Source organism: Tsukamurella strandjordii, from assembly GCF_039525985.1.
GTDB lineage: Bacteria > Actinomycetota > Actinomycetes > Mycobacteriales > Mycobacteriaceae > Tsukamurella > Tsukamurella strandjordii.
Genome location: NZ_BAAAII010000002.1, coordinates 888,698 through 902,995, shown reverse-complemented (window position 1 = coordinate 902,995; position 14,298 = coordinate 888,698). Strand labels below are relative to the sequence as shown.

General features: G+C 72.3%; 13 protein-coding genes and 1 pseudogene. 12 read left to right on the top strand and 2 right to left on the bottom strand.

All coding sequences use genetic code 11. The features are described from left to right. From ABD108_RS05255 to ABD108_RS05230, 6 genes and pseudogenes are all read left to right on the top strand, one after another. Window positions 1-390: a hypothetical protein gene (locus ABD108_RS05255; protein ID WP_220656710.1), complete on the top strand. Its 390-nt coding sequence runs from the start codon at window positions 1-3 to the stop codon at window positions 388-390. A gap of 27 nt (window positions 391-417) precedes the next feature. Beyond that, window positions 418-909: a YbaK/EbsC family protein gene (locus ABD108_RS05250; protein WP_343929666.1), complete on the top strand. Its 492-nt coding sequence runs from the start codon at window positions 418-420 to the stop codon at window positions 907-909. Between the two features lie 110 nt (window positions 910-1,019). Then, on the top strand, window positions 1,020-1,496 hold the full coding sequence (locus ABD108_RS05245; RefSeq protein ID WP_305110227.1) for a MarR family winged helix-turn-helix transcriptional regulator: 477 nt from the start codon (window positions 1,020-1,022) through the stop codon (window positions 1,494-1,496). Further along, window positions 1,493-3,169: pseudogene (locus ABD108_RS05240) on the top strand (MDR family MFS transporter); the annotation flags it as partial. The gene ABD108_RS05245 and the pseudogene ABD108_RS05240, both read left to right, overlap by 4 nt. 171 nt (window positions 3,170-3,340) lie before the next feature. Further along, window positions 3,341-4,618: a tRNA-ribosyltransferase family protein gene (locus ABD108_RS05235; RefSeq protein ID WP_255585726.1), complete on the top strand. Its 1,278-nt coding sequence runs from the start codon at window positions 3,341-3,343 to the stop codon at window positions 4,616-4,618. Window positions 4,619-4,654: 36 nt separating this feature from the next. Then, a complete protein-coding gene (locus ABD108_RS05230; protein WP_343929664.1) occupies window positions 4,655-5,329 on the top strand; it encodes a hypothetical protein in 675 nt (224 codons plus the stop codon). Between the two features lie 67 nt (window positions 5,330-5,396). Here ABD108_RS05230 and ABD108_RS05225 read toward each other — a convergent pair whose 3' ends face one another. After that, a complete protein-coding gene (locus ABD108_RS05225) occupies window positions 5,397-5,897 on the bottom strand; it encodes an inorganic diphosphatase (protein WP_220656705.1) in 501 nt (166 codons plus the stop codon). Between the two features lie 112 nt (window positions 5,898-6,009). On the opposite strand from ABD108_RS05225, the gene dacB reads away from it, so the two are divergent. The 5 genes from dacB to ABD108_RS05200 are packed head-to-tail and all read left to right on the top strand — an operon-like array spanning window position 6,010 to window position 11,234. Then, the gene (dacB, locus tag ABD108_RS05220; protein ID WP_220656704.1) at window positions 6,010-7,380 is read left to right on the top strand and encodes a D-alanyl-D-alanine carboxypeptidase/D-alanyl-D-alanine endopeptidase; all 1,371 of its coding nucleotides are present in this window, start codon (window positions 6,010-6,012) and stop codon (window positions 7,378-7,380) included. Between the two features lie 5 nt (window positions 7,381-7,385). After that, on the top strand, window positions 7,386-8,423 hold the full coding sequence (locus ABD108_RS05215; protein ID WP_343929662.1) for a zinc-dependent metalloprotease: 1,038 nt from the start codon (window positions 7,386-7,388) through the stop codon (window positions 8,421-8,423). After that, window positions 8,420-9,358: a tRNA lysidine(34) synthetase TilS gene (gene tilS / locus ABD108_RS05210; RefSeq protein WP_343929660.1), complete on the top strand. Its 939-nt coding sequence runs from the start codon at window positions 8,420-8,422 to the stop codon at window positions 9,356-9,358. Before ABD108_RS05215 ends, tilS begins: the two co-directional genes overlap by 4 nt. Continuing rightward, window positions 9,355-9,927: a hypoxanthine phosphoribosyltransferase gene (gene hpt, locus ABD108_RS05205; protein WP_344186963.1), complete on the top strand. Its 573-nt coding sequence runs from the start codon at window positions 9,355-9,357 to the stop codon at window positions 9,925-9,927. Before tilS ends, hpt begins: the two co-directional genes overlap by 4 nt. Continuing rightward, window positions 9,924-11,234 (top strand): amidase, encoded by a 1,311-nt coding sequence (locus tag ABD108_RS05200; protein ID WP_343929658.1) that lies wholly within the window; start codon window positions 9,924-9,926, stop codon window positions 11,232-11,234. The genes hpt and ABD108_RS05200 overlap by 4 nt, the downstream gene beginning before the upstream one ends. A 4-nt stretch (window positions 11,235-11,238) precedes the next feature. Here ABD108_RS05200 and ABD108_RS05195 read toward each other — a convergent pair whose 3' ends face one another. Continuing rightward, window positions 11,239-11,748, bottom strand: coding sequence for a DUF2628 domain-containing protein (locus tag ABD108_RS05195; RefSeq protein WP_343929656.1), 510 nt, complete (start codon window positions 11,746-11,748; stop codon window positions 11,239-11,241). Between the two features lie 159 nt (window positions 11,749-11,907). On the opposite strand from ABD108_RS05195, the gene ftsH reads away from it, so the two are divergent. Further along, window positions 11,908-14,298: an ATP-dependent zinc metalloprotease FtsH gene (gene ftsH / locus ABD108_RS05190; protein ID WP_220656698.1), complete on the top strand. Its 2,391-nt coding sequence runs from the start codon at window positions 11,908-11,910 to the stop codon at window positions 14,296-14,298.

Here is a 14,298-nt window from a genome sequence, read left to right as displayed (position 1 = left end):
ATGACCGCGACCGTCTCCCGCCCCGCCCTGGTGATCGCCGTCGACGGCGAGCCCGCCGCCACGGAGCTGACGCGCGTGCGCGCCGCCGATCTGCGGCTCGCCCAGAAGGAGCGGCACTACCTGCGCGCCGAGGCCGAGCGCGCCGGACGGGAGCCGGGCGCGGTCGCGCTCGAGGTGGACGTGGTGATCGACGAGCAGGCCGCCCAGGCCCGCGCCAGCTACGCCAGCCTCGGCGCCGCCACCGACGGCGTGACCTACGTGGGCACACCGTCGGGCCTGAAGTCGCTGATCGACGACGTCTACGCCGCCGAGGTGGCCGACGCCGTGGTGCTGCGCCCCGTGGGCGGCGCCCGCACGCAGCAGCTCATCGCCTCCCTCCTGGCGGCGTAACCGCAGGTCCGCGGCATACTGGTCGGCATGACCGAGGCCGACCCGACTCCCTTCAGTCGCCGCACCGAGACCGTGCGCACCGCGCTCGCCGCGGCCGGACACCCCGACACCGTGCGGTTCGTCCCCGGCGGCGCCGCCACCGCGGCCGAGGCGGCGGCCGCCCTCGGCTGCGAGGTGGGCGCCATCGCCAACAGCCTCGTCTTCCTGGTCGACGGTGCGCCCCTGCTGGTCCTGTCCAGCGGGCGGCACCGGGTGGACACCGCGGGCCTGGCCGGGCGGCTCGGCTACGGACGGATCGCGCGCGCCAAACCCGACGACGTGGCCGCCGCCACCGGTCAGGTGATCGGCGGAGTCTCGCCCGTGGGACACCCGGCGCCCCTGGTCACCGTGATCGACGAATCGCTGCGCCAGTACCCCGATCTGTACGCCGCCGCCGGGACGCACGACACCATCTTCCGCACCGATTTCGATGCGCTCGTGGCCCTGACCGGCGCCGGAATAGTGCGGACATCGGAGTGAACGGGCGCTTCGCCCGAATCGACGATCGCAGTACATAGTTGTAGGCTGCACGCAGTTTGATGCCGCGGTCGCACAGGTGCGCGGCCCGGGGTGGAAGCTGCGGAGGCGAGATGACCGACGATGAACGGGCGGAACGGATCGAGGATCTGGTCCGCGTGATCTCCGACCTGACCCGACTCAAGGAACGGCACTCCGCGATGACGCGGCACGCCGTGGCGCCCGACGGGGTCGAGCTCGCGGCATACTCGGCGCTGTTCGCTCTGGTCAACGGCGGACCCATGCGGTCCTCCGTGCTCGCCGAGCAGATCCACACCGACCCGTCGACGGCCAGCCGGTACGTGACCACCCTCACCAATCTCGGGTACGCCGAACGCAGCCCGGACCCGTCGGACCGCCGCGCCGCCCTCGTCGCCGCCACCGACACCGGGAAGGCGAAGGTCGCAGCCATCCGCGAATCCCGCAACGAGCGACTGCGGCCACTGCTGGACCAGTGGTCCGACGACGAGATCGACCAGTTCGTCAAGCTGGGCAACCGCGCCCTGCACCAGTTCGAACAAGCCCTCCGACTGATGCGGGAGCCCGGATGACAGCCACCACCGAACAGCCCGTGATCGACGACGCTGCGGCGCCGGGGCTGACGCACAAGCAGATCCTCTACATCCTGGCCGGACTGATGACCGGCATGTTCCTCGCCGCGCTCGACCAGACGATCGTCTCCACCGCGATCCGCACCATCGCCGACGACCTGAGCGGATATCAGCTGCAGGCCTGGGTGACCACCGCGTACCTCATCACGTCGACGATCGTGACCCCGCTGTACGGCAAGCTCTCGGACATCTACGGGCGCAAGCCCTTCTTCATGTTCGCGATCATCGTCTTCGTACTCGGATCGCTGCTGTGCAGCTTCTCGACCTCGATGTACGAGCTCGCCGCCTTCCGCGCCGTCCAGGGCCTGGGCGCCGGCGGCCTGATGTCGTTGGCGCTCACCATCGTGGGCGATATCGTGCCGCCCCGCGAACGCGCCCGCTACCAGGGCTACTTCCTGGCCGTCTTCGGCACCAGCTCAGTGCTCGGGCCCGTGCTGGGTGGCGTCTTCTCCGGCGCCGACTCCATCCTGGGCATCACCGGCTGGCGCTGGGTGTTCCTGGTGAACGTGCCGATCGGCATCATCGCGCTGCTCGTGGTCTCGCGCGTCCTGCACCTGCCGCACACCCGCCGCGAGGGCGTCCGGATCGACTGGGTGGGCGCCTTCACCCTCGCCCTGGGCATCGTCCCGCTGCTGATCGTCGCCGAACAGGGCCGCGAATGGGGCTGGGGCTCCACCAAGTCCATCACCTGCTACGCCGTGGGCGCGGGCGGTGTGCTCGCCTTCATCATCGTCGAGAAGATGATGGGCGAGGACGCGATCATCCCGCTGCGGATCTTCAAGAACCGGATCTTCGCGCAGGGCGTGCTGATCTCCGTGGTCGTGGGCGCCGCGATGTTCGGCGGAATCTCGCTGCTGCCGCAGTACTTCCAGGTGGTCCGCGGCGCCAGCCCCACCGTGGCCGGATTCATGATGCTGCCCATGGTGCTCGGACTCATGATGGGCTCGATCCTGGCGGGCCAGATGATCTCGCGCACCGGCCGCTACCGGATCTACCCGATCATCGGCGCCGTCCTGCTCACCGTGGGCATGTTCGCCCTGCACTACGTGACCGCCGATGTGAAGCTCGGCGCCGTGATGGCGGGCGCCGCGCTCATCGGCTTCGGCCTCGGCAACCTGATGCAGCCGCTCACGCTGGCGATGCAGAACATCCTGCCGCCCAGCGATATGGGCGTCTCGACCGCCGCCGCCACCTTCTTCCGGCAGATCGGCGGCACCCTCGGCGTGGCCGTCTTCCTCTCCGTCCTGTTCTCGGAGATGCCGAAGAACATGCAGTCCCGGCTCACCGACGCCGCATCCGATCCGGAGTACACGGCCGCTCTGCAGCGCGCCGCCGCCGGCCACGACGGTCCGGCCGCCCAGGACTTCGCCACCAAGCTCGCCAACCGCGATTCGAGCGCCGTCAGCGGCATCATGTCCGACACCTCGGCGCTGCAGAAGCTCCCGTCGACCCTGGTGCACCCCTTCAAGGCCGGGTTCGCCGACTCGATGGACACCGTCTTCCTGGCCGTGACCGTGCTCTCCGCGATCGGCCTGGTGCTGGTGCTGTTCTGGAAGTCGGTGCCGCTGCGCACCGGGCCGGCCATCGAGTCGGTGCAGGAGGAGGTCGCCACTGCGGTGCTCGCCGGCGGCCCCGTCGCCGAGATCGAGACCCCCGCAGCCACCACTCCGGCCGCCAGCGCTCCGGCCGCGCTCACGGGGGAGACGCCGAAGGCTCCGCCGCGTACCGTCGATCCCGTGCAGCCCGACGAAGAACGCACCCGCCCCATCGCCGTCGATCCGGCCATGGCCGAGATCGCCGAGCTGCGCACCCAGAATGCGGAACTGGCGGCCGAGCTCGCCGAGCTGCGCACCGGCTACCGCGCCATCGCCGGGCACACCCGGCTGCGCGCCGTGGGCGCGTCCGACCCCGTCTCCTTCCGAGTGGAGGCCCAGGGACCCGGCGCCGCCCGGATCGGGCGTGTCAGCACCCCGCACGGCGAGATCGCCACGCCCGCCTACCTGCCCGTCGCCACGCGCGGCGCCGTGGCCGGCATCACCCCCGAGGTCCTGGCCGGACTCGGCGTGCAGGCGCTCACCGTGGACCTGCACGAGCTCTACCTGCAGCCCGGCACCGCCGTCATCGAGGGCGCCGGCGGTATCGGCAAGGCCATGGCCTGGACCGCGCCCACCCTGGGCGACACCGGCATCACCGCCGTCGCCGCGGCGAAGAAGACCCGGGTGACCGAGGAGGGCATCGCCTTCCGGAGCCGGCTCGACGGTGGCGCGCACCGCTGGGACCCCGAGGAGGCCGTCCGCGTGGCGCACCGCATCGGCGTCGACATCGCCTTCGCGCTGGCCGATCCGGTGCCCGCGACCGCGCCCCGCGCACAGCTGCAGGCCGGCGTCGACCGCTCCCAGCGGTGGGCCGCCCGCGCACTCGTGGAGCACTCCTGGCAGACCGCCGACCGCGGCGACCGGCAATCATTGTGGGCCGTGGTCACCGGCGGCGCCGACGCCGGTCTGCGCCGTGCCGCCGCACGCGGACTGCGCCGCCTCTCCGAACAGGACGTCCAGGCCGGTGGCCTCGGATTCGGTGGCTACCGCATCGACGGCATCGGCTCCGCGTCGGCACAATCGCTCCAGCTGCGCGCCGCCGTCGAGGAACTCGACCGGGAACGCCCGCGGCACCTGCCCGCCATCGCCACCCCGGCCGACCTGTTCGCCGCCATCGAGGCGGGCATCGACGTGATCGACGGAACCGCCCCCGCGGAGGCCGCCGCCCAGGGGCGCGTGTACACCCGCGACGGCATCGTCGATGTCACGGATTCCGCGCTGCGCACGGACTTCCGGCCGCTCGACCCCGGTGCCGAGCGGCACGGGCCGGCCAACCCGGCCGACGATTTCACCCGCGCCTACGTGCACCACCTGTTCGCCGCGAACGAGGGCCTCGCCGTCACCCTGTGCACCCTGCACAACGAGCACTTCTTCGTGTCCCTCGCCGCCGAGGCCCGGCGCGCGCTCGCCGACGGCCGGTATCCGGCCTTCACCGAGTCCTTCCTGCGGCGCTTCGCTAAGGTCTAACGGATTTCGGTCGTTCCCGCCCCAGAGGAGATTCCCTTGCGCCGCACCGGTCCGGTTCGTATCAGCTCCGTCGTCGCCGGAGTGGCCGCGGTGGGCCTCGCGCTCACCGCCTGCGGGGGCGGGGGCGAGAGCGCACCGTCGTCGTCCAGCGCCGACAGTGCCTCGCCCGCGGCCTCGAAGGCGCTGGTCCAGGCGGACCTGCCCGAGGGCTACACCGTGACGACGGTGCCCGCCGACAGCGCGCTGATGAGCTCGCTGCAGGCGGTGCAGCAGATGAAGGACGTGGAGATCACCCCCGCCGCGTGCAAGGACAAGAACGTGGCCGCGCAGCAGGAGGTGGCCGACACCGTCAAGTACGGGACGCAACAGAACGTCGCCAAGGGGCAGCAGGTGACCTACGGCGTGAACTTCCTCCCCGGTGAGGCCAAGGTGTCCGTCTTCGAGGCCGCCGGCACCGGCGAGTGCGCCCAGGTGCGCCTCGGGGCGGTCCAGCAGACCACCACCCGCAAGGACCTGCCGAAGGGCACCGGCGCCACCGGCTTCGTCCTGGAGTTCGAGCGGGCCGTGGGCGATCAGAAGGCGGCCTCCGCCAACGCCTACTTCGCCAAGGGCGGAGTGACCGCCATGGTCTTCGCCAACCCCGACGCCGAGGGCAAGGTGGACCGGGCCGGCTTCGAGGACATGATCAAGCGGGTCGCGGCCAAGCTGTAACCGACCCCGGAACGACGAACGCGGCGGCGAGGAGAACCTCGCCGCCGCGTTCGTCCGTCGGAGCCGATCAGCTGTCGATGCCCTCGGCCGCGGCCTCGGCGCGCGCGACCGACGCGGCGATCTCCTTCTCCGCCTCGGCCTTGCCGACCCAGGTCGAACCCTTCACGAACTTGCCGGGCTCGAGATCCTTGTAGTGCACGAAGAAGTGCTCGATCGCGTCGAGCTCGAACTTGTCGATGTGCTCCAGATCCTGAATGGCGTCCCAGCGGGGATCGCCGGCGGGCACCACGAGGACCTTGTCGTCGCCGCCCTTCTCGTCCTCCATCTTGAACATGCCGATGGCGCGGCAGTCCACGATCGAGCCGGGGATCACCGATTCCGGAAGCAGGACCAGCGCGTCGAGCGGATCGCCGTCCTCGCCGAGGGTGTCCTCGATGTAGCCGTAGTCGGTGGGGTACCCGAACGACGTGTAGAGGTAGCGGTCCAGCTTGAGACGGCCGGTCTTGTGATCCACCTCGTACTTGTTCCGCGAGCCCTTGGCGATCTCGACCGTGACCTCGAATTCCACGCTGCAGTTCCCTTCACTCCACGACAACCATGCACGCCGAGGATACCCGGGTCGGACCGGATCCGACCCGCTCGCTCCGCTTCCGGTGTCGCCGTGCCGTTAGGGTGGTACGGTGCCACGCTCGCGGATCCGACGAACCCTGGTGCGCCTGACGATCACCGTGATCGTGCTGGCGCTGGTCGTCGTCGGTGTGCTCGCCGCCGCCCTCGGCTACGCCGCCTACCGCGACGGCCGCGATCTCGACGCGCAGGTCCCGCCCCGCCCGGTGGAGACGGCGTACACCCCCGCGCTGCAGCCCGTGGCGGCCACCGCGGCCCCGACGCCCGCCGGGGTCCGCGCGCAGATCGCCGCCGCCCTCGACAACCCCGACCTCGGCGACTTCACCGGGGTGATCGTGGACGCCGCGAGCGGCACCACGCTCTGGGAGCGCGACGCCACTCGGCCCAGGACCCCGGCCTCCACCACCAAGGTGCTCACCGCGGCGGCGGCCCTGCTCACCCTCCCCGCCGACAAGCGGATCACCACCACCGTGGTCGCGGGCGCGCAGCCCGGCGACGTGGTCTTCGTCGGCGCCGGCGACCCGACCCTGCGCGCCGGCGCGGACTCGATGTTCACCGACGCCCCCAAGATCTCCGATCTCGCCGCCCAGCTGCGCCGCAGCGGCACCAAGGTCAGCCGCGTGATCGTGGACGCCTCGCTGTTCACCGGGAGCGACTTCGCCCGTGGCTGGGAGCGCGCGGACATCGCCGGCGGCGATGTGACGCCCATGCAGGCGCTCACCGCCGACGCCGGCCGCATCCGCCCCGGCGAGGACTACTCGCCCCGCGTCACCGATCCCGCGCTCTCCGCCGGCCGGGCCCTCGCGGCAGCGCTCGGCCTGCCCGCCACCGCCGTCACCACGGGCACCGCACCGTCGGGAGCGGCGCAGCTCGCCTCCGTGCGCAGCGCGCCCCTGGACGTGCGACTGCGCGACGCCATGATCCACTCCGACAACGTGCTCGCCGAGTCCATCGGCCGCGAGGTGGCCGCCGCCGCGGGGCAACCCCTCTCCTTCGACGGCAGCGCCCGCGCGGTGACCGGCGCGCTGCGCACCGCCGGATTCGACCTCGCCGGGGTGGAACTCTCCGATGTCGACGGACTGTCCACCCTCAACCGCATCCCCGCCCGCGTGCTCGACGAGATCCTCACCGCGGCAGCCGGAAACGCCAAGCCGCAGCTGCGTCCACTGCTGGACACGCTGCCCGTCGGCGGCTCCAGCGGCACCCTGTCCGACCGGTACGTGACCGTCAACCGGGCCGGTGCCGGCTACGTGCGCGCCAAGACCGGCAGCCTGTCCGGGGTGAGCACCCTCGCCGGCTACGTCGCCGGCCGCGACGGCTCGATCATCACCTTCACCCTCATGTCCGCCGGGACCCCCGTCGACGTCGCGCGACCCGCGATGGACGCCGTGACCGCCGCGCTCCGCGGCTGCGGCTGCCGCTGACCGCCATGGCCGCCCGTCGGATCCCGCGCGCGCAGGTCGACTGGGCGCTGGCCGCCGCCACCGCCCGCCGGATCACCGGCTCCGGCCCGGCCACCACCAGCTACACCCGCGACCGCGCCGCCGCCCAACTCGCCGAGTTCGCCGCCGCAGCCGAGCGGCACGTGCGCGATGTGACCGGCCTGGCGACCGGCGCCGAGATCCCCGCCGCCCGCACCGTGGACCGCCGCGAGTGGGTCGATGCCGCCGCCCGCTCGATGTCCGCACTGCTCGACGGCGACGCCCCCGGACGCCCCGGCGTCGCGGCCCGGATCTCCGGACTCCAGGCGGGTGGCATGCTCGGTTTCGTCTCCGGATCGATTCTGGGGCAGTACGACCCGTTCGGCACCCCCGACGGTGAGCTGCTGCTGGTCGTCCCCAACGTGCTCACCGTCGAACGCGCCCTCGGGCTCGATCCGGACGACTTCCGGATGTGGGTGTGCCTGCACGAGGTGACCCACCGGGTGCAGTTCGCCGCCAATCCGTGGCTCCGGGAACACATGCGGCACAACGTCGCCGCGCTCACCGGCGAGGGCGGGACCGGTTCCGTGGGCGACCTCATCGCCCGGGTCACCGCGGCGCTGCGCGGCGGCAAGCGCCACGACGGCGTGATCGGCCTGCTCCAGATCGCCGCGCCCGCAGAACAGTTCGCCGCCATCGAGAACCTCCTGATCCTGGGCACCCTGCTGGAGGGGCACGCCGATCACGTCATGGACGCCGCCGGACCCGCGGTGGTGCCCACCGTCGGCACCATCCGCGCCGCCTTCGACCGGCGCCGCGCGGCACCGTCGAACCCGCTGCAACGGGTGCTGCGCGCCCTGCTCGGTGTGGACGCCAAGATCGCGCAGTACGTGCGCGGCAAGAAGTTCGTCGACGCCGTCGTGGCCGAGGTGGGCATGGACCGGTTCAACACCGTGTGGACCGGGCCCGAGACCCTGCCCCGCGACGAGGAGTTCGACGAACCCGCCCGCTGGATCGCACGCGTTCTCGGCGGACCGACACCGTGAACCGCCCCGGCCCCGCGGCCCTGGAGGTCCGCCGCGCCGTGCAGGACTGGGCCGCGCGGTACGGCGCACCGTCGACGGTGGCGGTGGCCCTGTCCGGCGGCGCCGATTCCCTGGCCCTGCTCGCCGGCACCGTCGCCGCGGGACTGGACCCCGTGGCCCTCGTGGTGGACCACGGGCTGCAGGAGGCCTCGGCCGCCGTGGCCGCCCGCGCCGTGGAGCAGGCCCGCGAGATCGGGGCCCGCCGCGCCGAGCGGCTCACCGTCGAGGTCGGCGAGCGGGGCGGTCCCGAGGCCGCCGCCCGCACCGCGCGGTACGCGGCCCTGGACGCCCACCGCGAGGGCCTACCCGTGCTCCTCGGGCACACCCTCGACGACCAGGCCGAGACGGTGCTGCTCGGCCTCGGCCGCGGCTCCGGCGCCCGCTCGCTCGCCGGGATGGCGCCGTGGGCCGCCCCGTACGGCCGGCCCCTGCTCGGCGTCCGCCGGGACACCACCGCCGCCGCCTGCACCGAACTCGGCCTCACCCCCTGGGACGACCCGCACAACACCGACCCCCGCTACACCCGGGTGCGACTGCGCCGGGACGTGCTGCCGCTCCTGGAGGACGTGCTCGGCGGGGGAGTGGCGCAGGCGCTCGCCCGGACCGCCGCATCCCTGCGCGCGGACAACGACGCGCTCGACGCACTCGCGCCCGCACCGTCGGGACCCGAACTCCCGGTGGCCGACATCGAGGCCCTCCCGCCCGCCCTGCGCCGAAGGGCGTTGCGGGCCTGGCTCGCCGACCGCGGCGCCCGCGCACTCACCGCCGCACACCTCGCCGCGGTGGACGCCCTGGTCAGCGAGTGGCACGGGCAGGGACCGACCGCGGTACCCGGCGGAAGTGCGGGGCGGCGGCTGCAGGTGTCCCGGGCAGGTGGCATCCTGAGGGCGTGGTGAACGGCACGGGTGAGTTGTACGCGGGAGACATCGCCTCGGTGGTGCTCTCCGAGGACCAGATCAAGGAGCGGACGGCCGAACTGGCCGCGCAGATCGCGGAGCGGTACGCCGACCGCGAGGGCGATTCCGATCTCCTGCTGATCACCGTGCTCAAGGGCGCGGTGATGTTCGTGACCGACCTGGCGCGCGCCCTGCCCGTGCCCACGCAGCTCGAGTTCATGGCCGTCTCCAGCTACGGCTCGTCGACCTCCAGCTCCGGCGTGGTCCGCATCCTCAAGGACCTCGACCGCGACATCGAGGGCCGCGACGTGCTGATCGTCGAGGACATCATCGACTCCGGCCTCACGCTCAGCTGGCTGCTGCGCAACCTCGCGAGCCGGCATCCGCGCTCGCTCGAGGTGGTCACCCTGCTGCGCAAGCCCGACGCGGTGCGCGTGGACGTGGACGTCAAATGGGTCGGCTTCGACATCCCCAACGAATTCGTGGTGGGCTACGGCCTCGACTACGCCGAGCGCTACCGCGATATGCCGTACATCGGCATCCTGGAGCCCAAGGTCTACAGCGAATGACCCTGCTCACCGCTGCGGCCACCGCCGACGGCGTGCGCGAAGGCCGCCACACCGCGGTCGAGACCACGCGGCAGGCACTGGACCGCATCGGTGAGGACGAGGTCGACGGCTGGCGGGTGCTGCGCCCCGAGGAGGCGCTCGCCGAGGCCGCCGCCGTGGACGCACGCCCCGATCGCTACTCGCTGCCGCTGGCCGGTGTGCCCATCGCGATCAAGGACAACGTGGCCGTGTCCGGCTACCGGGTACTCGACGGGGTGTCCGCCGAATGCGGCGCCGGCCTTCCGGTCGAGCAGACCGACCATCCCGTGGTGAAGCGGCTGCGCGCCGCCGGCGCCGTGGTGGTCGGACTCACCCGGGTACCCGAGCTGTGTCTGTGGGCCATGACCGACGACGCCGAGGCCGTGGTCGCGAACCCGCACCGCCCCGGCCGCACCCCGGGCGGCAGCTCCGGCGGCAGCGCCGCCGTGGTGGCCGCCGGGCACGTCGCGCTGGCGCACGGCAACGACGGCCTCGGTGAGCACCGCGGGCCCGCCGCGGCCGCCGGGATCGTGGCGATCAAGCCGGGACGCGGCGTGGTGCCGGCGGAGCTGGGCCCCACGAACTGGTTCGGCATGGCCGAGAACGGACCCATGACCCGCACCGTCGCCGACGCGGCGCTCGGGCTCTCCGTGATGGCCGGGCGGCCCGACCTCGCCGAGATCGGCGACGCCGCGGGCCTGCGGATCGGCCTCGGCCTGAACCGGCCCACCCCGGCCACGTTCACCTCGCAGACCATCGTGGACGCGGTCCGCGGAGCAACGACCACACTTGCCGCACAGGGACATTCGGTGCGTGAGGTGCGCGTGCCCTACCCGGCCTCGCCGCTCCCGCTGCTCGCCCGCTGGGTGGCCGCCGCAGCGACCGATGCTGATGACCTCGTGGCGCGCGGTGCCGACGCCTCCCTGCTGCAAGCCCGCACCCGGCGGCACGCGGCCCTCGGGCGGCTCGTCGCGGACCGGGGCCTCGTGCGCCCCGCCGACGCCGCGGCCCTGGAATCGGTGCTGGAGCGGTTCTTCGCGAACGAGCGGATCGACGTTCTGGTGACGCCCACGCTGGCGCGTCGTCCGGCGCGGGCCCGCCGGTACAGCGCCCTGCCGTGGGCGGCCAGCGCCGCCGCGAGCCTCGGCTACGCGCCGCACCCCAGCCTGTGGAACCTGCTCGGCTGGCCCGCGATGACGGTGCCCGTCCGCGGCGAGGGCGTGCAGCTGATCGCCCGCCCGGGCGGCGAGGCGGAGCTCCTGGCCGTGGCCGCCGAGCTCGAGGTCTGACCCGCTACTTCCTGGCGCGCAGCAACGGAACATCCTCGAACGGGTTCCAGCTGGTGCTGCCGTAGGCCACGTGCTGGTAGTACGCCCAGTTGGCGGTGGTCGAGTAGAGCACGCCGATCGCCGCGCCGAAGGCCCCCGCGGGGATCGAGATGCCGAAGGCCACCTCGATCATGCCGACCAGGATGCTGATCACGGAGGCGATGCCGAACAGGCTCAGGCCCTTGCGCCACGGGCCCTTGATCGCGAAGTAGATCGGGCCGAAGAAGAAGGCCGGACCGTTGCCCGAGAGCCGGAACCGCTCACCGAAGGACAACTGCTTGAACGCCGCCGTGCCCTGCGGCGAGGCCGACGGGTGCCCGTAGGTGTTGTAGAAGTCGAAACGGCTGCGCCAGGCGGGCGACGGTGCGGCCGCGGCGACCGGGCGCTGCGGGTACTGCGGGGCGCCGGGGTACTGCTGAGCTCCCGGGTACTGCGGGTACTGCGCGGGGTCCTGGGGGTGCTGGGGATCGGTCACGCGCCGAACCCTATCGGCAGCGAAACGGACATGTTCGCCCAGGGCGCACGGCCGCGCCCGGCGTCCCGTGCACCGCGCACGGTAACCTGGGAAGTCGACCTGCGCGGCTACCCGCGCCCGCCGCTGGAAAAGGACAACGAGCCCGCGAGGCGAAGCGATATGAAACGCAAATCACTCATCCGGACGCTGGCGATCATCGCCGGCTTCGTGCTCCTGATCTGGGCGTTCACCATGGTCGGCGGCAGTAACCGCGACTACAAGCCGGTGGCCACCTCGGTGGTGGTCGAGCAGCTCCAGTCGAAGAACGTCACCGACGTGCAGATCGACGACCGCGAGCAGACGCTGCGCGTGACGCTGGCGAAGGCGGTCGACGGTGCCGACGGCACCAAGATCTACGCCAAGTACCCGGCCGGCACCGCGCGCGACATCCTGGCCGACGTCCAGGACGCCAAGACGCCGGACGGCAAGCCGGTCGCGTACACCACCAACGTGACCCAGGAATCGCCCTGGATCTCGATGCTGCTGTTCACGCTGCTGCCGATCCTGCTGCTGGTGGGCCTGTTCTTCTTCCTCATGAACCGCATGCAGGGTGGCGGCCGGGGCGGGGTCATGGGCTTCGGCAAGAGCAAGGCCAAGCAGCTCAGCAAGGACATGCCGAAGACCACCTTCTCCGATGTCGCGGGCGCCGACGAGGCGGTCGAGGAGCTCTACGAGATCAAGGACTTCCTGCAGAACCCGGCCCGCTACCAGGCCCTCGGCGCGAAGATCCCCAAGGGCGTGCTGCTCTACGGCCCGCCCGGCACCGGTAAGACGCTGCTCGCGCGCGCCGTCGCGGGCGAGGCGGGCGTGCCCTTCTTCACCATCTCCGGCTCGGACTTCGTCGAGATGTTCGTGGGCGTGGGCGCCTCCCGCGTGCGCGATCTCTTCGAGCAGGCCAAGGAGAACAGCCCCTGCATCATCTTCGTCGACGAGATCGACGCCGTCGGCCGCCAGCGCGGCGCCGGTATGGGCGGCGGCCACGACGAGCGCGAGCAGACCCTCAACCAGCTGCTCGTCGAGATGGACGGCTTCGGCGACCGCCAGGGCATCATCCTGATCGCGGCCACCAACCGTCCCGACATCCTGGACCCGGCGCTGCTGCGTCCGGGCCGGTTCGACCGCCAGATCCCCGTGTCCAACCCGGACATGGCCGGCCGCAAGGCGATCCTCGAGGTGCACGCCAAGGGCAAGCCGCTCGCCGACGACGTGGACCTGTCGGGTCTGGCCAAGCGCACGCCCGGCATGTCCGGTGCCGACCTGGCCAACGTGATCAACGAGGCCGCGCTGCTCACCGCCCGCGAGAACGGCACGCAGATCACCGCCCCGATCCTGGAGGAATCCGTGGATCGCGTGGTCGGCGGCCCGCGCCGCAAGAACCGCATCATCTCCGAGCACGAGAAGAAGGTCACCGCGTACCACGAGGGCGGCCACACCCTCGCCGCGTGGGCCACGGACGGCCTCGACCCGGTGTACAAGGTCACCGTGCTCGCCCGCGGCCGCACCGGCGGCCACGCGCTCGCCGTGCCCGAGAACGACAAGGGCATGTACACCCGCAACGAGATGATCGGACGCCTGATCTTCGCGATGGGTGGCCGCGCCGCGGAGGAGCTGGTCTTCGCCGAGCCCACCACGGGTGCATCGAGCGATATCGACCAGGCCACCAAGATCGCCCGCGCCATGGTCACCGAGTACGGCATGAGCGCGCGGCTCGGCGCCGTGCGCTACGGCCAGGAGGACGGCGACCCGTTCGTCGGCCGCGGCATCGGCAGTGGCGCGCAGTACTCCGAGGCCGTCGCCAGCCAGATCGACGAGGAGGTGCGCTCGCTGGTCGAGGCCGCGCACACCGAGGCCTGGGCCATCCTCACCGAGTACCGCGACGTGCTCGACGTGCTGGCCGGCGAGCTGCTGGAGAAGGAGACGCTGGTCCGCAAGGATCTCGAGCGGATCTTCGCGTCGGTGGAGAAGCGCCCGCGCATCACCCAGTTCGACGACTTCGGCCACCGCACGCCGTCCACCAAGCCGCCGATCAAGACGCCCAAGGAGATCGCCATCGAGAACGGCGAGCCCTGGCCGCCGGTCGACGAGGAGGCCGAGCGCAAGAAGGCGGAGCAGGCGGCCCTCGCGGGGGCGGCGGCACCGTCGGGCCAGAACGGTCAGGTCAACGGCCAGGGTCAGCCCTGGCCGGTGCCGGGCCAGCAGGCCGGACAGCCCGCCTACGGTCAGCCGGGCTACCAGTGGGGCGGCGGCCAGCCGTCCTACCCGGGACCCCAATACCCGAACCAGCCGTATCCCGGCCAGCCCGGCGGCTACCCGCAGCCGAGCCCCTACCCGCAGCCCGGCCAGTACGGCCAGCCCCCCGTGGGCGGCAGCAGGCCGGACTACGGCGCCCCCGCCGGATGGTCCGCCCCCGGCTGGCCCCCGCAGGGGCAGCCGCCGCAGAACCAGCCCGGCCAGGCGCCGCAGGGACAGGAGCCGGGGCAGTCCGGTCCGGACCGACCGAGCGAGCGCTGA